The organism is Halomonas sp. E19 (genome assembly GCF_052439355.1).
Taxonomy (GTDB): domain Bacteria; phylum Pseudomonadota; class Gammaproteobacteria; order Pseudomonadales; family Halomonadaceae; genus Halomonas.
In genome coordinates this window covers 2,062,793-2,081,135 of record NZ_JBNFWU010000001.1, presented here as the reverse complement: position 1 = coordinate 2,081,135, position 18,343 = coordinate 2,062,793, and the positions used below count along the sequence as shown (strand labels likewise).

12 protein-coding genes and 3 pseudogenes are annotated in these 18,343 nt (G+C 65.2%); 6 read left to right on the top strand and 9 right to left on the bottom strand.

The window, feature by feature from the left end:
• The first annotated feature begins 2 nt into the window (after positions 1 to 2).
• The 6 genes and pseudogenes from ACUDAL_RS10960 (at position 3) to sucD (ending at position 9,047) form a co-directional block, all read left to right on the top strand.
• On the top strand, positions 3 to 707 hold the full coding sequence (locus ACUDAL_RS10960; RefSeq protein WP_444678161.1) for a succinate dehydrogenase iron-sulfur subunit: 705 nt from the start codon (positions 3 to 5) through the stop codon (positions 705 to 707).
• 270 nt (positions 708 to 977) lie between these two features.
• Positions 978 to 3,806: pseudogene (locus ACUDAL_RS10955) on the top strand (2-oxoglutarate dehydrogenase E1 component).
• Between the two features lie 42 nt (positions 3,807 to 3,848).
• Positions 3,849 to 5,450, top strand: a complete 1,602-nt coding sequence (gene odhB / locus ACUDAL_RS10950; RefSeq protein WP_444678160.1) for a 2-oxoglutarate dehydrogenase complex dihydrolipoyllysine-residue succinyltransferase — start codon at positions 3,849 to 3,851, stop codon at positions 5,448 to 5,450.
• On the top strand, positions 5,434 to 6,873 hold the full coding sequence (lpdA, locus tag ACUDAL_RS10945; protein WP_444678159.1) for a dihydrolipoyl dehydrogenase: 1,440 nt from the start codon (positions 5,434 to 5,436) through the stop codon (positions 6,871 to 6,873). Before odhB ends, lpdA begins: the two co-directional genes overlap by 17 nt.
• Before the next feature lie 136 nt (positions 6,874 to 7,009).
• The gene (gene sucC, locus ACUDAL_RS10940; protein ID WP_444678158.1) at positions 7,010 to 8,176 is read left to right on the top strand and encodes an ADP-forming succinate--CoA ligase subunit beta; all 1,167 of its coding nucleotides are present in this window, start codon (positions 7,010 to 7,012) and stop codon (positions 8,174 to 8,176) included.
• A pseudogene (sucD, locus tag ACUDAL_RS10935) lies at positions 8,176 to 9,047 on the top strand (succinate--CoA ligase subunit alpha). The gene sucC and the pseudogene sucD overlap by 1 nt, the downstream one beginning before the upstream one ends.
• Before the next feature lie 101 nt (positions 9,048 to 9,148).
• Here the strand turns inward: sucD and siaD are convergent.
• From siaD to ACUDAL_RS10890, 9 genes and pseudogenes are all read right to left on the bottom strand, one after another.
• Positions 9,149 to 9,919 carry a biofilm regulation diguanylate cyclase SiaD gene (siaD, locus tag ACUDAL_RS10930; protein WP_444678157.1) on the bottom strand — a complete coding sequence of 257 codons (771 nt, stop codon included), beginning with the start codon at positions 9,917 to 9,919 and terminating at the stop codon, positions 9,149 to 9,151.
• Positions 9,916 to 10,305 (bottom strand): biofilm regulation phosphoprotein SiaC, encoded by a 390-nt coding sequence (siaC, locus tag ACUDAL_RS10925; RefSeq protein ID WP_444678156.1) that lies wholly within the window; start codon positions 10,303 to 10,305, stop codon positions 9,916 to 9,918. The genes siaD and siaC overlap by 4 nt, the downstream gene beginning before the upstream one ends.
• A gap of 17 nt (positions 10,306 to 10,322) precedes the next feature.
• Positions 10,323 to 10,844 carry a biofilm regulation protein kinase SiaB gene (siaB, locus tag ACUDAL_RS10920; protein ID WP_444679361.1) on the bottom strand — a complete coding sequence of 174 codons (522 nt, stop codon included), beginning with the start codon at positions 10,842 to 10,844 and terminating at the stop codon, positions 10,323 to 10,325.
• 15 nt (positions 10,845 to 10,859) lie between these two features.
• Positions 10,860 to 12,929: a biofilm regulation protein phosphatase SiaA gene (gene siaA / locus ACUDAL_RS10915; RefSeq protein ID WP_444678155.1), complete on the bottom strand. Its 2,070-nt coding sequence runs from the start codon at positions 12,927 to 12,929 to the stop codon at positions 10,860 to 10,862.
• Positions 12,930 to 13,204: 275 nt separating this feature from the next.
• Positions 13,205 to 15,143 (bottom strand): annotated as a pseudogene (locus ACUDAL_RS10910) (exoribonuclease II).
• 201 nt (positions 15,144 to 15,344) lie between these two features.
• Complete coding sequence (locus ACUDAL_RS10905) at positions 15,345 to 15,785, bottom strand: universal stress protein (protein WP_444678154.1); 441 nt, start codon at positions 15,783 to 15,785, stop codon at positions 15,345 to 15,347.
• A gap of 104 nt (positions 15,786 to 15,889) precedes the next feature.
• Positions 15,890 to 16,327 (bottom strand): TIGR01620 family protein, encoded by a 438-nt coding sequence (locus ACUDAL_RS10900; protein ID WP_444678153.1) that lies wholly within the window; start codon positions 16,325 to 16,327, stop codon positions 15,890 to 15,892.
• Positions 16,315 to 16,947, bottom strand: a complete 633-nt coding sequence (locus ACUDAL_RS10895; protein WP_444678152.1) for a hypothetical protein — start codon at positions 16,945 to 16,947, stop codon at positions 16,315 to 16,317. Before ACUDAL_RS10895 ends, ACUDAL_RS10900 begins: the two co-directional genes overlap by 13 nt.
• Positions 16,944 to 18,335, bottom strand: coding sequence for a YcjX family protein (locus ACUDAL_RS10890; protein WP_444678151.1), 1,392 nt, complete (start codon positions 18,333 to 18,335; stop codon positions 16,944 to 16,946). Before ACUDAL_RS10890 ends, ACUDAL_RS10895 begins: the two co-directional genes overlap by 4 nt.
• Positions 18,336 to 18,343 lie beyond the last annotated feature (8 nt).

The window sequence follows — 18,343 nt, the reverse complement described above, 5'->3', positions numbered from 1 at the left end:
AGATGCTTCAGGTATCCATTTACCGCTACAACCCGGAAACCGACTCCGCGCCCTACATGCAGGAGTACCAGCTCGACACCCAGGGCCGTGACCTGATGGTGCTGAACGTGCTGGAGATGCTCAAGGCCCAGGACACGACCCTGGCCTTCCGTCGCAGCTGCCGCGAGGGCGTGTGCGGCTCCGACGGCATGAACATGAACGGCAAGAACGGCCTGGCCTGCATCACCTCGCTGTCCGACGTGGTCAAGGACAACAAGCTGGTGCTGCGCCCGCTGCCGGGCCTGCCGGTGGTGCGCGACCTGGCAGTCGACATGGGGCTGTTCTACAAGCAGTACGAGCGCATCCAGCCGTACCTGCAGAACGACACCCCGGCGCCGGCCATCGAACGCCTGCAGTCGCCGGAGGACCGCGACAAGCTCGACGGGCTCTACGAATGTATCCTGTGCGCCTGCTGCTCGACCTCGTGCCCGTCGTTCTGGTGGAATCCGGACAAGTTCGTCGGCCCGGCCGGTCTGCTGCAGTCCTACCGCTTCCTGGCCGATTCGCGCGACACCGCGACACGCGAGCGCCTGGCCGAGCTGGAGGATCCGTTCAGCGTGTTCCGCTGCCGCGGCATCATGAACTGCGTCGCCGTCTGCCCCAAGGGGCTCAACCCGACGCGGGCCATCGGCAAGATCCGTGACATGCTGCTGGCCAATGCCACTTAAATCGTGGCGCGGGGCTTGCTATCATGGCAGCCGGCTTCTGGCCGCGACGCGCTGTCGCGGTTGGAAGCGTCAAGCATGTTACGCATGCCAAGCATAAAGAGAGCCGGTGCCTTGGGCGCCGGCTCTCGACCATGGATTTCCAGGTTTCTGGCCGACGGTCGGATTCGCCGGGTAATGAAGACGCCCCCTCCCGGCAGGGCATCAGCCAAGCCGCCGCGGCTGGCCCGTGACGGCGCCGACAACACCCCATCAGTGTAGGGTGACCGAGAGATGCAACAAGGCATAATGGAGTTGATGTGGAACAGCTCCCATGTGAGCGGCAGCAACGTTCACTATGTGGAAGCGCTCTACGAGCAGTACCTCGACGACCCAAGTACCGTGCCCGACGAGTGGCGAACGTACTTCGACCAGCTGCCCGGCGTCGAAGGCGGTGCCGCCCACGATGTCCCCTCAGTCCTGTGCGCGAGCAGTTCCAACAGTTGGCTCGTGCACGCCGGACTGCCACGGCAGCCTCCGCCGACAGCGATGAAAACCGAAAGCAAGTCAAGGTGTTGCAGCTGATCAACGCCTACCGCTTCCGGGGCCATCAGAAGGCCGATATCGATCCGCTCAAGCTGCGCAGCCAGGCCTCGGTGCCTGACCTCGACCTCTCCTTCCACCAGCTTTCCAAGGCCGATCTGGATACCGAGTTCCAGACCGGCTCTTTCTTTCTGGGAATGGACAAGGCGCCGCTGCGCGAGATCGTTGACGCCCTGGAGCAGACCTACTGCCGCTCCATCGGCTGCGAGATCATGCACATCGTCGATACCGAGGAGAAACGCTGGCTGCAGCAGCGCTTCGAGTCGGTGCGCTCGGCTCCCAAGTTCAGCGACGAGGTGCGCAAGCACCTGCTGGAGCGCCTGACCGCGGCGGAAGGCCTGGAGAACTATCTGGCCTCCAAGTACCCCGGCACCAAGCGCTTCGGCCTCGAGGGCGGCGAATCGTTCATACCGATGATGGACGAGATCATTCAGCGCGCGGGGGGTACGGGGTCAAGGAAGTGGTCATCGGCATGGCCCACCGTGGCCGCCTCAACCTGCTGGTGAATATCCTCGGCAAGAATCCGTCTGAGCTGATCGACGAGTTCGACGGCAAGAAGCTGATTGAGCGCGGTTCCGGCGACGTCAAGTACCACCAGGGCTTCAGCTCCAACGTGATGACGCCTGGCGGCGAGGTGCACCTGGCGCTGGCCTTCAACCCCTCGCACCTGGAGATTGTCTCCCCGGTGGTCGAAGGTTCGGTGCGGGCTCGCCAGGATCGCCGCGACGACTTCGAAGGCACCAAGGTACTGCCGATCAACATCCACGGCGATGCCGCCTTCGCCGGCCAGGGCGTGGTCATGGAGACATTCCAGATGTCCCAGACCCGTGCCTACAGGACCGGTGGCACGATCCATGTGGTGATCAACAACCAGGTCGGCTTCACCACCTCGAATCCGCAGGACACGCGCTCCACCGAGTACTGCACCGACATCGCCAAGATGGTTCAGGCGCCGATCTTCCACGTCAACGGTGACGACCCGGATGCGGTGCTGCATGCCACCCAGGTGGCGCTGGACTTCCGCCAGCAGTTCCGCAAGGACGTGGTCATCGACCTGGTCTGCTATCGTCGTCGCGGCCACAACGAGGCCGACGAGCCCTCCGGCACCCAGCCGATGATGTACCAGAAGATCAAGGATCACCCCTCTTCACGCACCCTCTATGCCCAGCGTCTGGTGGAGCAGGGCGTGGTGAGCGAGGAGGAGACCCAGGCGATGGTCGAGACCTATCGCGAGGATCTCATGGCCGGCAACCATGTCGCCAACGCCCTGGTGCAGGAGCCCAACACCTCGCTGTTCGTCGACTGGAAGCCTTACCTCGGCCACGAGTGGAGCGGTCATGCCGACACCGGCGTCGAGATGAAGCGCCTGCAGCGGCTCGCTGCGAAGATGTGCGACATTCCCGACGGCGTCGAGGTCCAGCGTCAGGTCGCCAAGATCTACGAGGACCGTCGCAAGATGCAGGCCGGCGGACTGGCCTTGAACTGGGGCTTCGCCGAGACCCTGGCCTACGCCACCCTGCTCGATGAAGGGCATCCGGTGCGCATCACCGGCCAGGACGTGGGCCGCGGCACCTTCTCCCACCGTCATGCCGTGGTGCACAATCAGAAGGACGGCAGCACCTACGTGCCGCTGCAGCACATGGCCGATGGCCAGCCGCGCTTCACCATCCACGACTCCTTCCTCTCCGAGGAAGCGGTGCTGGCGTTCGAGTATGGCTATGCCACCACGGCGCCCAACGATCTGGTGATCTGGGAGGCGCAGTTCGGCGACTTCTTCAACGGCGCCCAGGTGGTGGTCGACCAGTTCATCTCTTCCGGCGAGACCAAGTGGGGGCGGCTGTGCGGCCTGACCATGTTGCTGCCCCACGGCTACGAAGGGCAGGGGCCGGAACACTCTTCCGCGCGCCTGGAGCGCTTCCTGCAGCTGTGCGCCGAGCACAACATGCAGGTCTGCGTGCCGACCACCCCGGCGCAGATCTTCCACCTTCTGCGCCGCCAGGTAATCCGTCCGCTGCGCAAGCCGCTGGTGGTGATGTCGCCCAAGAGCCTGCTGCGCCACAAGGAGGCGATTTCCAGCCTCGACGACCTGGCCAACGGCCACTTCCAGATGGTGCTGCCGGACCAGGGCAACCTCGAGGCCAAGCGAGTCAAGCGGGTCGTCATGTGCGCCGGCAAGGTCTACTACGACCTCGCCGCGTGGCGTGAGGAGAACGCCTGCGAGGATACCGCCATCGTGCGTATCGAGCAGCTGTACCCTTCCCGAAGGAAGAGCTCTTCGAGGCGCTCAAGGAGTACGACAACCTCGAGACCGTGGTGTGGTGTCAGGAGGAGCCGCTCAACCAGGGTGCCTGGTACCCGAGCCAGCATCACATGCGTGCCGTGGCCGACATGCTCAAGAGCGGCCTGGGCGGCAGCCTGAAGTTTGCCGGACGCCCGGCATCGGCGGCACCCGCGGCGGGCTACATGTCCGTGCACACCGAACAGCAGCGCCAGCTGGTGGAAGACGCCTTTACCCTCTAAGGCGACCCACCGGGACGAGAGAGAACATACAAGGGAAACGACATGGCTACCGAGATCAAAGCGCCCACCTTTCCGGAATCCGTTGCCGAAGGCAGCGTGGCCGCCTGGCACAAGAAGCCAGGTGACAGCGTCGAGCGCGACGAGCTGATCGTCGAGATCGAGACCGACAAGGTGGTGCTCGAGGTGCTGGCGCCGGAAGCCGGCACGCTGACCGAGGTGATGGCCGAGGAAGGCGACACCGTGCAGTCCGAGCAGATCCTGGGCAAGATCGGGGCGGCGGGTGCCAAGGGAGGCGAGAGTAAGGGTGGCAAGGCCGATGCGAAAGCCGAGGCCAAGGCTGCGCCGGCTGCCGGCGGCAAGTCTCACCAGGTGAAGGCGCCGACCTTCCCCGAGTCGATCCAGGAAGGCACCGTGGCCACCTGGCACAAGAAGGTGGGTGAGGCGGTCAAGCGCGACGAGGTGCTGGCCGACATCGAGACCGACAAGGTGGTGCTGGAGGTGGTGGCGCCCGCGGATGGCGTTATCGCCGAGATCAAGGCTGAGGAGGGTAGCCAGGTGGCCTCCGAAGAGGTGCTGGCAATCTTCACCGAAGGTGCCGGCGGCGAAGGTGCTTCCGCCGAGTCCCATGGCGACGAGGACGAAGCCAGTGCCGGCGGTGACGCGGACGAGAAGATCGGCGACAAGATCCTGGCGCCGGCAGCGCGCAAGCTGGTGGCCGAGCACGATCTCGACGTCAGCAAGATCGAAGGCACCGGCAAGGGCGGCCGCATCCTCAAGGAGGACGTGCAGCGCGCCGTGCAGGCCGGTTCAGCCAAGAAGAGCGCCGCGCCTGCCGCCGCGCCGAAACAGGCCGCAGCGGCGCCGGCCTTCGAGGGCGAGCGCCCCGAGAAGCGCGTGCCGATGAGCCGCCTGCGCCAGACCATCGCCAAGCGCCTGGTCCAGGCCCAGCAGACCGCCGCCATGCTGACCACCTACAACGAGGTGGACATGGGTGCGGTGATGGATCTGCGTGCACAGTACAAGGACGCCTTCCAGAAGAGCCACGACGTCAAGCTCGGCTTCATGGGCTTCTTCGTCAAGGCGGCCTCCGAGGCGCTCAAGCGCTTCCCCGATGTCAACGCCTCCATCGACGGCACCGACATCGTCTACCACGGCTATCAGGACATCGGCGTGGCAGTTTCCACCGAACGTGGCCTGGTGGTGCCGGTGCTGCGCGACACCGACAGCATGAAGATCGCCGACGTCGAGAAGGGCATCGTAGACTTCGGCAAGCGGGCGCGTGACGGCAAGCTCGGCATCGAGGAGATGCAGGGCGGTACCTTCACCATCACCAACGGCGGCATCTTCGGCTCGCTGATGTCCACGCCGATCCTCAACCCGCCGCAGACCGCCATCCTGGGCATGCACAAGATCCAGGAGCGTCCCATGGCCGTCAAGGGTAAGGTCGAGATCCGCCCGATGATGTACCTGGCCCTGTCATACGACCACCGTATGATCGACGGCAAGGATGCGGTGCAGTTCCTGGTCACCATCAAGGAACTGCTCGAGGATCCGGCTCGCCTGCTGCTGGATATCCGAGGCGCTGCCGCAACGGACTCAAACGCGAACCGATCAACAGGAAAACGACATGGCCGACAAATTTGATGTGATCGTCATCGGCGCGGGCCCCGGGGGCTACGTAGCCGCCATCCGCGCCGCCCAGATGGGGCTGAAGACCGCCTGCGTCGAGAAATGGGTCAACAAGGAAGGCAAAACCGTCCACGGCGGCACCTGTCTGAACGTAGGCTGCATTCCTTCCAAGGCGCTGCTCGAGACATCCCACAAGTTCGTCGAGGCACGCGATCATTTCGCCGAGATCGGCATCGACCTGGAGCCGCCCAAGCCCAACGTCGCCAAGATGCTGGAGTTCAAGAACTCCGTCATCGCCAAGAACGTGGGCGGCATCAGCGCCCTGTTCAAGGCCAACGGCGTCACCGCCATCGACGGCACCGGCAAGGTCGTGGCTGCCAAGCAGGTCGAAGTCACCGACCATGACGGCGGCAAGACCACCTACGAGGCCGACAACATCGTCATCGCCGCAGGTTCGGTGCCGGTGGAGATCCCGCCGACCCCGCTGCACGAGGACATCGTCGTCACCTCCACCGGCGCGCTGGAGTTTACCGAAGTGCCGAAGCGCCTGGGCGTGATCGGCGCCGGCGTCATCGGCCTGGAGCTGGGCAGCGTGTGGAGCCGCCTGGGCGCCGAGGTGACTGTGCTCGAAGCCATGGACAGCTTCCTGCCGATGGTCGACACCGCCATCGCCAAGGAGACCCAGAAGCTGCTCAAGAAGCAGGGCCTGGACATCAAGCTGGGTGCTCGCGTCACCGGCTCCGAGGTCAAGGGCAGCGAGGTCGTGGTCAAGTATAGCGACAGCGCCGGCGACCAGGAGCTGACCTTCGACAAGCTGATCGTCTGCGTCGGCCGCCGCCCCTACACCCAGGGCGTGGTCGATGAGAACGTCGGCGTGGGCCTCGACGAGCGTGGCTTCATCCATGTCGATGACCAGTGCCGCACCAGCGTGCCGGGCATCTACGCCATCGGTGACTGCGTGCGCGGTCCGATGCTGGCGCACAAGGCCTCGGAAGAGGGCGTGATGGTGGCGGACATCATCGCTGGCCACAAGGCCGAGATGAACTACGACGCCATTCCCAGCGTGATCTACACCTCGCCGGAAGTGGCCTGGGTTGGCCTGACCGAGCAGGACGCCAAGGCCAAGGGCATCGAGGTCAATATTGGTACCTTCCCGTTCTCGGCCAACGGCCGGGCGCTGGCCAACAACGCGCCGGAAGGCATGGTCAAGATCATTGCCGATGCCGAGACCGACCGTATCCTGGGCATGCACATCGTCAGCCAGCACGCCGGTGAGCTGATCGCCCAGGGCGTCATCGCGCTGGAGTTCGGCTCCAGCGCCGAAGACCTGGCGCTGACCTGCTACGCCCACCCGAGCACGGCGGAAGCGATTCACGAAGCGGCCCTGGCCGTGGATGGCCATGCCATTCACATGGCCAACCGCAAGAAGCGCAAGTAAGCCAGTTCACGCAGTAGCCGTAACAACAAGCGCCACCTGCGGGTGGCGCGTCGCGCCCGACCATGCATCAGGCGCGAACGGGGTGGCCCGTTCAGTGGCCACCATTCGAGTCACATGCAACCAATGGCATGAATCGATGAACCTTCACGAGTATCAGGGCAAACAGCTGTTTGCCGATTATGGTCTGCCGGTCTCCAAGGGCTTTGCCGTCGACACCCCTGAGGAAGCCGCGGAAGCCTGCAAGAAGATCGGTGGCGACATGTGGGTCGTCAAGGCCCAGGTGCACGCGGGTGGCCGCGGAAAGGCCGGCGGCGTCAAGCTGATCAAGAGCCCGGAAGAGGCCAAGGCCTTCGCCGAGCAGTGGCTGGGCAAGAACCTGGTGACCTACCAGACCGATGCGAACGGTCAGCCGGTGGCCAAGATTCTGGTCGAGAACTGCACCGACATCGCCAGCGAGCTCTACCTGGGCGCCGTGGTCGACCGCACCACGCGTCGCGTGGTGTTCATGGCTTCGACTGAAGGTGGCGTCGAGATCGAGAAGGTCGCCGAGGAAACCCCCGAGAAGATTCTCAAGGCCGAGATCGACCCGCTGGTCGGTGCGCAGCCGTACCAGGCGCGTGAGCTGGCCTTCGCCCTGGGCCTGAAGGGCGACCAGGTCAAGCAGTTCACCAAGATCTTCCTGGGCCTGTCGCGGCTGTTCCACGAGAAGGATCTGGCGCTGCTCGAGATCAACCCGCTGGTGATCACCGACGAAGGCAACCTGCACTGCCTCGACGCCAAGATCAATCTGGACAGCAACGCCCTGTACCGTCATCCGGACCTGCAGGCCATGCGCGACCCGTCGCAGGAGGACGAGCGCGAGGCCGAAGCGGCGGCGTGGGAGCTCAACTACGTGGCGCTTGACGGCAACATCGGCTGCATGGTCAACGGCGCCGGTCTGGCCATGGGCACCATGGACATCGTCAACCTCAACGGCGGCAAGCCGGCCAACTTCCTCGACGTGGGCGGTGGCGCCACCAAGGAGCGCGTGGCCGAGGCCTTCAAGCTGATCCTGTCCGACGACAACGTCAAGGCCGTGCTGGTCAACATCTTCGGCGGTATTGTGCGCTGCGACATGATCGCGGAAGGCATCATCGGAGCCGTCGAGCAGGTCGGCGTCAACGTGCCGGTGGTGGTTCGCCTGGAAGGTAACAACGCCGAGCTGGGCGCCGAGAAACTGGCCTCCAGCGGTCTGAACATCATCGCTGCCACGAGCCTGACCGATGCGGCTCAGCAGGTTGTCAAGGCAGCGGAGGGCAAGTAATGAGTATCCTGATCGACAAGAACACCAAGGTCATCTGCCAGGGTTTCACCGGCGGCCAGGGGACCTTCCATTCCGAGCAGGCGCTTGCCTACGGTACCAAGATGGTTGGCGGCGTGACCCCGGGCAAGGGCGGCCAGGAGCACCTGGGTCTGCCGGTGTTCAATACCGTCAAGGAAGCCGTCGAGAAGACTGGCGCCGAGGCCAGCGTGATCTACGTGCCGGCCGCCTTCTGCAAGGATTCGATCCTCGAAGCCGCCAACGCCGGCATCAAGCTGATCGTCTGCATCACCGAAGGCATCCCGACGCTGGACATGCTCGACGTCAAGGTCAAGTGCGATGAGCTGGGCGTACGCCTGATCGGGCCGAACTGCCCCGGCGTGATCACCCCGGGCGAGTGCAAGATCGGCATCATGCCGGGCCACATCCACAAGCCGGGCCGGGTCGGCATCGTGTCGCGTTCCGGCACCCTGACCTACGAAGCGGTCAAGCAGACCACCGACCACGGTTTCGGCCAGTCCACCTGCGTGGGCATCGGCGGCGACCCGATCCCGGGTTCCAACTTCATCGACATCCTCGCGATGTTCGAGAAGGACCCCAAGACCGAGGCCATCGTGATGATCGGTGAGATCGGCGGTACCGCCGAGGAAGAAGCCGCCGCCTACATCAAGGCCAACGTGACCAAGCCGGTGGTCTCCTACATTGCCGGCGTCACTGCGCCTCCGGGCAAGCGCATGGGCCATGCCGGCGCGATCATCTCCGGTGGCAAGGGCACTGCCGACGAGAAGTTCGCCGCGCTGGAAGACGCGGGTGTCCGCACCGTGCGCTCCTGGCTGAGATCGGCGATGCGCTGAAGGATGTCACCGGCTGGTAAGCTGTTGGTATCTGGCAAGGCTGAAGCGGCACCCTCGCGGGTGCCCTTTTTCATGAGATGCTTTCAGCCGCTGAGGCCGCCATACTGCGCTAACGGCACCTTCAGGCCGCAATGCAGCTGCGGTTGCGCCCAGTGCGCTTGGCTTCCAGCAACGCCTGGTCGGCACGCTGTAGCGTATGGTCGAGTAGGTCCTCTCCCTCGCGAAACTCACTCAAACCGGCGCTTGCAGTGATCGAGAGCTGGGTTTGATTCACCGTGACCGACAGTGCAGACAGCCGCTGGCGCAGGCGATCGACAATGGCCCTGGCTTCGTCGAGGCCGACGTTGGCCAGCATGAGCAGAAACTCCTCACCTCCCCAGCGTGCACAGAGATCGCAGTCGCGCAGCGCCGCGCGAATTTCCTGGGCGATCGCAACCAGCACTCTGTCGCCTGCCTCGTGACCGTACAGGTCGTTGATCTGCTTGAAATGATCGATGTCGAGCATCACTAGCGTGTAGCGTCGGGTCAGCTTGGACAGCCGCTCGTCGATCATGCGTCGGTTGGGCAGGCCGGTGAGGGCGTCGTGGGTTGAGGCTTGCTGGAGATCCTGGTTGTGCTCACGCATGAGCTGTTGATACCCATCGGAGATGCGTGACAGTTTCTCCTGGCGGCGTAAGGTGTTCTGGTAGCGTCGCCGGGCAACGATCTCGTCTTCGCGAAGGTAGCGCTGATAGTTGTCGGCGATCGTTACCAGGCGCTCGAGGCGTTTCTTCTCGGTGCAATGAAACGCATACAGCTGGGCAAGCGCGTCCGTAAGCGGATGCTCCGCATGGGCGGCATCGCTGAGCAGGGCTTCGACCCGTGCCAGAAGTTCCGACTCTTCACGCATCATACGCAAGCCGGGGCGGGCGTGATGTCGAACGGGAAGGTGCAATCTTCTCGAAACTCCTCGGCCAGCTCCGCGATTCGCTCATTGCGCGGATCGTAGTGCCAGGTGACCTGGATGCCGCGGCCGCCCTGGTGCGCCTCTTCGAGCAGGTCGAAGATATCCATCATGGCCTTCACCGAGCTGGTGTTCAGGTAGATGAGTGCCAACGTCAGCGTCAGCGGTCGCGTTTCTTCGGCGAGAAAGCGTTGGACCCAGTCGATGACGCTGTCAAAGAGTTCGAAGGAGTTCTCCGGATAGGAGTCACCCTGCATGGAAAGCATGCCGGCCTGCCAATCGCTGACGATGGTGGGCGTCGACTGGCTGCCGGAAATGTTGAGGTCATTTGTCATGGCAAAGACTCGATTGATCAGATCACGGCGGTGAGGCTGAAGAAGCCCTGTCCGTCGGCAAGGGGCTGCAGGGAAGCCTGCATCGGCTCGCTCGACTTGCGCGCAATGTCGAGCAGGCCAAGGCCGGCCCCTGAGCCAGACTGAAGATCGTTGCGTGGCACGCGCAGCTGCTGCTTGTACGCCTTCTTCAGGGCTTGTGCATCCAATAACGCGAGCTCGCCGATGGTCTCCAGCAGACGCTCACCATCGGCGAGCTCGACAATGTTCCCGGCCGAGACGAGGTATAGCCCCTGCTCGTTCTTGGCAACCGCCACGGTGGCCGACGCCGTTTCCTCGTCATACCCCTGGCGCGCGGCATAGTGGCGAATGTTCTGGGTCATCTCGATGTAAGCGGCGAAGACGTCCATGGCAGCCGATGGCGTGGCCTGCTGGGAGCTGAGGTAGTTGCGCAGGGCATTACCGATCTCCTCGATCAAGCTGCGCGAAATCGGGCCATTGAAGCACAGCATAATGCGCTGCTCGAGATAGTTTTCTCGCATGCTCAACAGGTTCATTCACGCCTTCTCCTGTAGGGGGACGACTGCCTCGGCAGGCAGCAGGGGGATGCGGTCGCTACCGCGGGAGCAATCCTGTTCGGTGAAGCGAAAGCTCAAGAGGGTGATGTCGTCGCGCTGGGGAAGCGTGCCCTGATAGGCGTTCAGGGCCAGCTCGAAGGCTTCCATTTGTGCCGTCAACGAGTTGGGTGCCTGGGCCTTGAGCAACGCCTCGAAGCGTGAGCTGCCAAAACCGAAGCCGTCGCTGCCGCCGGCCTGGTCGAAAAAGCCGTCGGTGCACAGCGTATAGGTCCAGCCGGGCTTCAGCTCGAGTGACTGGTTGCGGTAGGCGATCCTGCGCTTGTGGCCAAGGGGGCGCTTGTCGCCGGTGAGGTGAACCAGCGCCGTGCCGTCGGTGGCATACAGGCCGATCTTGGCCCCGGCGAAGGTGATCTGTCGAGTGACCAGGTCGACCCAGGCCAGGCCGACATCCATATGCGTGGCGACCGACGCCGGCAGCTGCTCGGCTCCAAGCAGCTCGCGGCTCTGTCCATCGGTCTCGTTGAGGATGGCCGCAGGGTCCTGGCAGCCTACCTTGAGAATGGCATGGTCGAGGATGGCCCTGGCCAGCATGGTCATCAATGAACCGGGTACGCCATGGCCGGCACAATCCACTACCCCGAAAAGATAGCCGCCGGCCGCCGGGCGAAAGAGATAGAAATCGCCGCCGACCGTGTCACGAGGCTTCCACAGTACGCCGTGGTGATGCTCCAGATGGCGCGCGAGCTGGCGGTCGGGGAGGATAGCGCGCTGTATGAAGCTGGCATAGTCGATCGAGTCGCCCAGCTTCTTCTGCGTCGCCGCCATTTCCGCATTGGTCTGCTCAAGCGCCTGGGTGCGTTCACGCACCTTGGCCTCCAGCTCGCGGGTATGGCGCTGGACCTGGTCGACCATGTGCGAGAAGGCCTGGGAAAGCTGGCCGATCTCATCGTTGCGAGAGGTGGGCAAGGGCGAATCGTAGTGGCCGGCGGCAATGGCCTGGGCCGATTGCCTGAAACGATTGAGTGGCGCGAGGATCAACCGCTCGATGGCCAGAGCGAAGACGATGAAGACAATGACCAGAACCAGCGCGGCGGCAAACAGCAGCGGCCACAGCCAGCGGCGATCGAGGATCTGCGCCACGCTCATGTCCAGTGCCGTGATCAGGTACCAGTCGAGTTCGGGAATGAAGCCTACCGAGAGCAGGCGCTCCTGGGTTTCCAGCGTGGCCCACAGAGTCTGGGTGGTGTCGGGAGCCAGCGCGGCGGCCTGCAGGGCGTTGGCGAGTGCGGCACGCTGCTCTTCGTTGCCGAGCAGGGCGTGGATGGTGTGTCTCTCGTCGAGCTCGCCTGCGCCGGAGCCGAATGCAATGTGTTCACGGGACGGGTGCGCCTGCAGGGCGCCGTGCCGATCGACGATCATTGGGGTCAGTCCCTCGGCTTCGTCGCGAATGAAAGCATTGAGAAAGTCGCCAAGCTCGAAGCCGGTGCCGGCTAATCCCAGCAGCCTGTCGCCATCTCGTACCGGGACGTTGAGCCAGACCTTGGTCACGTCGAGCTCCCGGTCGATGTTGACGTTGAGGTTGTAAGGCCTGTCGGTGCGGCGTAGCTGGAAATACCAGGCGTCGTTCGGTTGGCTGGCGTCGAGGCGATAGCGGGGCGTCTCGGCGCTGGGATCGTCAGCGCTGGCATAGTAGCAGTTGCCGCTGGCATCGGCGATCACGAAATAGGAGCGGTCGGCAAAGGCATGCCGATAGCCCTCCGCTTCTGTCAGGAACCGATCGCGGCGCGCAGTATCTTCTTCGCCGATCAGCCACTCCCGCAGCGAGAGACTCTCTGCGAAGCGCTGGGCCAGTGCCAGTTCGCGCGACACCGGCGCCAGGATTCGCTGCATGTGCAGCAGGGTGTAGTTTTCCGCGTAGGCGTGTGCGAAGTGGCGACGAATATCATCGACGGCCTTCCAGCCCAGCAGTAATGCCGGTATCAAGGAAAGCAGGCAGGCGAGTAGCAGCGTCGCAACCGATTTGCCACGCAATCCCCATCGTGCGGCCATGATGTATGTGTTCCCTGCTGCGCAACGCCTAGAAAGGTCACGCTTATGGTTTGATTTTTATCAGTAGGAAAATGCCACAAGGCAGAGGGCAAAGCGAGAGGGAGGCAAGCATAAATACGTCGTAGGCGAACTCGTGCGCCTACCTGGCCTTGCTTCGTCACGTGCGAGCGGATACGAGCCGCATATCCCAGGCCGCGGTCATACGGCTCGCATGCGGCGTGACAAAAAACGCCTCGACCCAGGTCGAGGCGTGTTGCATGGTTTGCCGGTCGGAGTCAGACGGCAGGACGCGCCACCAGCGAGCGGGTCTCCTCACGGGCCTCGACCAGCTCGATGCGAATCACATCCCCAAGCTTGTAGCGCTCTTCGCCTTCGACCTGAATGCGGCCTTCCTTGTCGTCGATGATCACTTTGTCGCGATCGCTGTGGATCATCGGGGCGGGCACGAAGGCCGTGGCACCGTTGGCGGTCAGGCGCACGCGCATGCCGCCGCGGCTGATACCGAAGATTTCCGCCTCGAAGGCTTCCTGCGCCTCGGCGGCCGGGCTCAGGTAGCGCACATAGAGCCAGTCCTTGACGTCGCGCTCGGCCATGCGGTTGAGCCGGCGGCGCTCGGTCAGCTGTTCGGTGAGGGCCTGAGTGGCTTCCGCCGGGGCCTGTTCACCCTTCAATACCCGCTTGATCAGGCGATGGTTGACCATGTCGCCGTACTTACGGATCGGCGAGGTCCAGGTGGCATAGGCTGCCAGGCCCAGGCCGAAGTGTGGGCCGGGGCGGGCCGACATGCTGGTGAAGCCCTGGAAGCGGCGCAGGCGGGCGTCGAGCCAGGCGTCGTCGCGGCTCTCCAGGGCACGCTTGAGCTCCTTGTAGCGCGGCAGCTCGGAGAGCGCTTCGAGCTCCACTTCGATCTGCTGGGCGGTGAGGAACTCGTGGGCGGCCTCGGCCTTTTCCGGGTCGAAGGCGCGATGCACATTGAAGATGCCGTGGCCCACGTGCTCGGCAAGATAGTGCGCACAGCAGGCGTTGGCCGCGATCATCGACTCCTCGATCATGCGGTTGGCGATGCGGCGCTCTTCGATGCGCACGTCGAGCACATTGCCCGCCGGGTCGAGGTCGAACACGTAGTCGGGCCGGTCCTTGAACACCAGCGCATGCTCGGCGCGCCAGGCGGCGCGCGCCTCGGTCATGTCGCGCAGGGCGCGCAGCTGCTCGCCGATCTCGTCGGTCGGCGTCCACTCGCCCTGGCCGTCCAGCCAGTCGGAGATCCGGTCGTAGACCAGCTTGGCGCGGGAGCGCATGGTGGCGGCGAAGAAACGGTAGTCACCCAGGCTGCCGTCGGCTTCGACGTCGAGCGTGCATGCCAGCACCGGACGCGTCTCGCCCTCGCGCAGCGAACAGAGATCGTCGGCCAGAAGCTCGGGCAGCATGGTGACGTTCTGGCCCGGCAGGTAGACCGTGAAGGCACGGGTGCGGGCCTCCAGGTCGGCAGCATGGCCCTCCTCGACATAGGCGGTGGGGTCGGCAATGGCCACCGTCAGGTGCCAGCCTCCTCCTCGCGTGGGGCGATACGCAGGGCATCGTCCATGTCGCGGGTCTTCTCGCTGTCGATGGTGAAGAAAGGCTCGGCGGTAAGGTCCTCGCGCACGAGCCCTTCGTCGCGCAGCGGCCAATCGTCGCCCGCATGCGGGCATTCCTGCTCGAGCGCATGGCGAGCCAGGGTAACGCGCCACGGCACGGCGGGGTCGTCGACCTTGGCCACCAGTTCGTCGATCTGGGTGAAGAAGGCTCGGTCGTCGGGCTTGAGCGGATGGCGCACCAGCCGCGCCACGACCCAGTCGCCGTCGCCGATGCTGGCCTCGTCGAGGCTGTTCTTGATCCTTGCCTTGAGCGCGCTCTTGATCAGCGGGTGATCGGGCACCACGGCCAGGCGACCTTCGCGCTTCTGCACCCGGGCGATGAAGCGGCTCAGACCTGCTTCGAGCAGGGCGTCCGGCTCTACGGAGGTCTTGTCGCCATTCTCGTGGATCACGGCTTGGACGCGATCGCCGTGCAGCACCAGCTTCATGGCCGGCGGCGGCACGAAGTAGGACTGGCCATCGTCGGTTTCGAGGAAGCCGAAACCCTTGTCGGTGGCCTTGATGACCCCTCGGCGCGCGGCGTGGTTTCACGGATCTGTTGCTTGAGCTGGGCGAGCAGCGGGTTGTTCTGCAGCATGGTCACGGACGTGTGGCGGGATAGGAGGGCCACTATACGGATTCCCGCGGCCGGCGCCAAACGTGTCGGCGGGGATGACAGGAAATCAGCGGCTTGCCGCCGTCGGGCGACACCGGCTGTGAAGAGCGCCGGTGCGCCATGAACTGACGGATAAAGGGAGCGATTGCCCGACCCCAGCCCGATGGCTGGTCGGGCCCGGAATCAGCGCACGGTGATGACGGTGCAGTCGGCGGTATGACTGACCTTGTGCGATACGCTGCCGACCATCAGCCCCTTGAAGTCGCTGAGGCCGCGGCTGCCCATGACGATGGCGGCGATGCCGCGCCGGCGCGCCTCGCTGAGAATGGTGCGGGCCGGGTCCCCCTGGCCAATGACCGTCTCGACCTTGGTGATGCCCTGGGCACGTGCCTCGGCGGCGGCTTTCTCGACCACCTGGCGGCCAATGTCCTCGCGCTCCTGGCGGGACGCCTCGATGGCGATGGCGCCGATGCCCCATACCAGCGTGGTCTCGTGGGAGAGCTCTTCGGGGATGCGCAGCAGGTGCAGGGTGGTGTCGGTCTGGCTGGCGAGCTGGCAGGCGACGGCCAAGGCTTTCTTCGCGCCTTCCGAGCCGTCGACGGGAACGAGGATGGAGTCGAACATGACGTTTCCTTTTTCTGGTTTGAGCCCGAGCATACTCACTTCGAGCCTAGCGGTTTGCGCCGAGGTTGTCATGACCCGGGTCAAGACCCTGGGCTGACGCTGGCTTATTCCGGCTTTTCCAGCCGACGCAGCTGCTGCCACAGTTCGCTGCGCAGGTCGGCCATGCGCGGCGCCTCCTGGGCGGTGAAGACCAGAGGGCGGGTCAGGCGCTGGGCCCTCAGCCCCAGCCGGGCGCTAAGCAGCCCCACGCCCATGCCCTGGCCGGCGCGCGCCGAGAGGCGTCCGGCCAGGTTCAGCGAGATCAGCTCCATGCCCGCTTCGCTGGCCATCTCCGTGGCGCCGGCAAAGGCCATGTTGTAGAGCACGCTGCGCAGCAGGCGCAGGCGGCTGGCGTAGCCGAGCTCGAGACCGTAGAGCCGGCTGATGCGGTCGAGCATGGCCAGGTTGCGCCACGCCACCAGCGCCATGTCGACCAGGGTGAGAGGGCTGACTGCGACCATCACCGCGGTTTCGCCGGACATGCGTGAGATCAGGCGTCGCACCTCGCGGTCGCGCGGGGCCAAAGGTGGTGCGCGAGCAGGGCGTGGATATCGGCGCCAAGGTGATGGGGCTGGCGGGCGGCGAGATAGGCCTGCCAGTGAGGGTGGTCGTCGTCGAGGCGTAGCTGCTGCTTGAGTGTCTGCGCCAGGGCGTGCGCCTCTTCGGCGCCGGCCTCGGGCAGGCGGCTGAGCCGGGTGCGCAGCCGGTCGTGACGGCGCAGCCGGCGCAGGCGCCAGGCTTCGCGTACCAGCGCCATGGCGCTGAGGCCGAGTGCCCCCAGGCCCAGCAGGCTCCAAGCACCGCTCAGCCAGTTACCGCCCAGCATCGCCGCCGGCAGGTTCAGGGCGAGTTCCAGCGTGCCCAGGACCAGGCCACCGCCAAGCACTGCCAGCAACCCCCAGCGACGCTTGCGCGGCCGGGCCAGGCTGGCATCCAGCGCCAGTTCGGCGGGTGTTTCCTGCGTGGCGGGCAGGGCGCGGCTGGGCAGGTCGGGGGCGAAGGCGTGGCGCGGCCGGGGCGGCTCAGGCTGCGGCGCACTGCCGGGTTGCGGCTCGTCCAGGGTGAAGCGATGCGCCGGACGGGGGTCGCCGGTGGGCGGGTCGCTGCGGCGTGGATCACTCATTTCAGCTTGTCTCCGATCAGCCAGTCCAAGGCGGCGTCGAGGCGAATGTGGGGCAGGGCGCCGCCTTCGCGCGAGGCGGGCTGGAAGGCACGGAAATCGAACCCCTGGCGGTGCCAGAAGTCGGCCTCGGGCAGGCGTGCCGGTACTTCGCCGGGAAAGACCAGCACCGACTCGCCGTCGAGGGTCGTGCCGCGCAGCGCCGGGGTTCGCTGGCCCTGGTGAACCACCTCGTGCACCTCGGTGGCGCGAATCGAGGCTAGCGACAGCGCTTTGACCGGCACGGCGGCGTAGCGCAGGTCCTGCAGCGGCTCGGCCAGCAGGGCCTCGAGCAGCGCGGTGAGGTTGGCGTGCTGCTCCGGCGTGACGTGGTCGGCCTTAGTGGCGGCGATCGCTAGGCGGTCGATTCGCGGAGAAAACAGCCGCGACAGCAGGCTGCGCTTGCCGTAGTCGAAGCTTTGCATCAGCGTGGCCAGCGCCCGCGAGAGATCCTCGAAGCGCTCGGGACCGGCGTTGAGGGCGCCGAGCACGTCGACCAGCACGATCTGGCGGTCGAAGCGACGAAAGTGGTCGCGGTAGAAGGGCCGCACGATGTGCTGCTGGTAGTGGCGAAAGCGCGCCGACAGGGTGGCGTAGTTGCTCTCGGGCGGAAGCTTGGCAAGCTCGGCCTCGTTGCGTTGCAGCAGCGCCGGCAGAGGGAAGAACTGCAGCACCGGGGCGCCATCGAGATCGCCCGGCAGCAGGAAGCGCCCCGGTTGCAGGTTGGCGAAGCCGGCCTCGCGGGCGGCCTGCAGGCTGCGCGCATAGAGCGCGGCGATATCGGCCAGCTGCGCCTCGTTGGCTTCCGCGGCGGGGTCGAGCGCGGCGGCAGCCTGCTCCCACTCTGCTAGCAGGGCGCGCCGCTGCTCGCCGGTATCGGTGAGCATGGCACGGCTCCAGCCGGGGTAGTCGTGGTCCATCAGCGGCAGGTCGAGCAGCCACTCGCCTGGGTAGTCGAACAGATCGAGGCTCAGCTCGGCGGCCTCGCCGCCGAGCAGCGAACGGCGCGCCGGGCGATAGCGAATCGACAGGCGCAGCTCGCTGATACCACGCGTGGGCTCGGGCCAGTGGGGCACCGTGGCGTCCAGGGCCGCCATGGCCTGGTCATAGGGAAAGCGCGGTACGCCGATGTCGGGCTGGCTGACCCGTCGGGCGCCGAGCAGGCGGCCTTCGCGGGCGGCCGGCATCAGGTCCAGTCTCGCTTCCAGGCCGGCGTGGCGCAGTTGGTTGACCAGCGAGGTGAGAAAGGCTGTCTTGCCGGCGCGAGACAGGCCGGTTACCGCCAGGCGCAGCTGGCGGTCGCGACCGCGCTCGATCAGGTTGCTCAGTTCTCGGGTCAACGACTGATGCATGGGCGAGG

What these genes read in the sequence shown, in the direction of transcription:
- ACUDAL_RS10960 (WP_444678161.1), top strand. Translation starts at nt 3, where the DNA reads ATGCTTCAGGTATCCATTTACCGCTACAACCCGGAAACCGACTCCGCG.
- odhB (WP_444678160.1), top strand. Translation starts at nt 3,849, where the DNA reads ATGGCTACCGAGATCAAAGCGCCCACCTTTCCGGAATCCGTTGCCGAA.
- lpdA (WP_444678159.1), top strand. Translation starts at nt 5,434, where the DNA reads ATGGCCGACAAATTTGATGTGATCGTCATCGGCGCGGGCCCCGGGGGC.
- sucC (WP_444678158.1), top strand. Translation starts at nt 7,010, where the DNA reads ATGAACCTTCACGAGTATCAGGGCAAACAGCTGTTTGCCGATTATGGT.
- siaD (WP_444678157.1), bottom strand. Translation starts at nt 9,919, where the DNA reads ATGATGCGTGAAGAGTCGGAACTTCTGGCACGGGTCGAAGCCCTGCTC.
- siaC (WP_444678156.1), bottom strand. Translation starts at nt 10,305, where the DNA reads ATGACAAATGACCTCAACATTTCCGGCAGCCAGTCGACGCCCACCATC.
- siaB (WP_444679361.1), bottom strand. Translation starts at nt 10,844, where the DNA reads ATGCGAGAAAACTATCTCGAGCAGCGCATTATGCTGTGCTTCAATGGC.
- siaA (WP_444678155.1), bottom strand. Translation starts at nt 12,929, where the DNA reads ATGGCCGCACGATGGGGATTGCGTGGCAAATCGGTTGCGACGCTGCTA.
- ACUDAL_RS10905 (WP_444678154.1), bottom strand. Translation starts at nt 15,785, where the DNA reads ATGTTCGACTCCATCCTCGTTCCCGTCGACGGCTCGGAAGGCGCGAAG.
- ACUDAL_RS10895 (WP_444678152.1), bottom strand. Translation starts at nt 16,947, where the DNA reads ATGAGTGATCCACGCCGCAGCGACCCGCCCACCGGCGACCCCCGTCCG.
- ACUDAL_RS10890 (WP_444678151.1), bottom strand. Translation starts at nt 18,335, where the DNA reads ATGCATCAGTCGTTGACCCGAGAACTGAGCAACCTGATCGAGCGCGGT.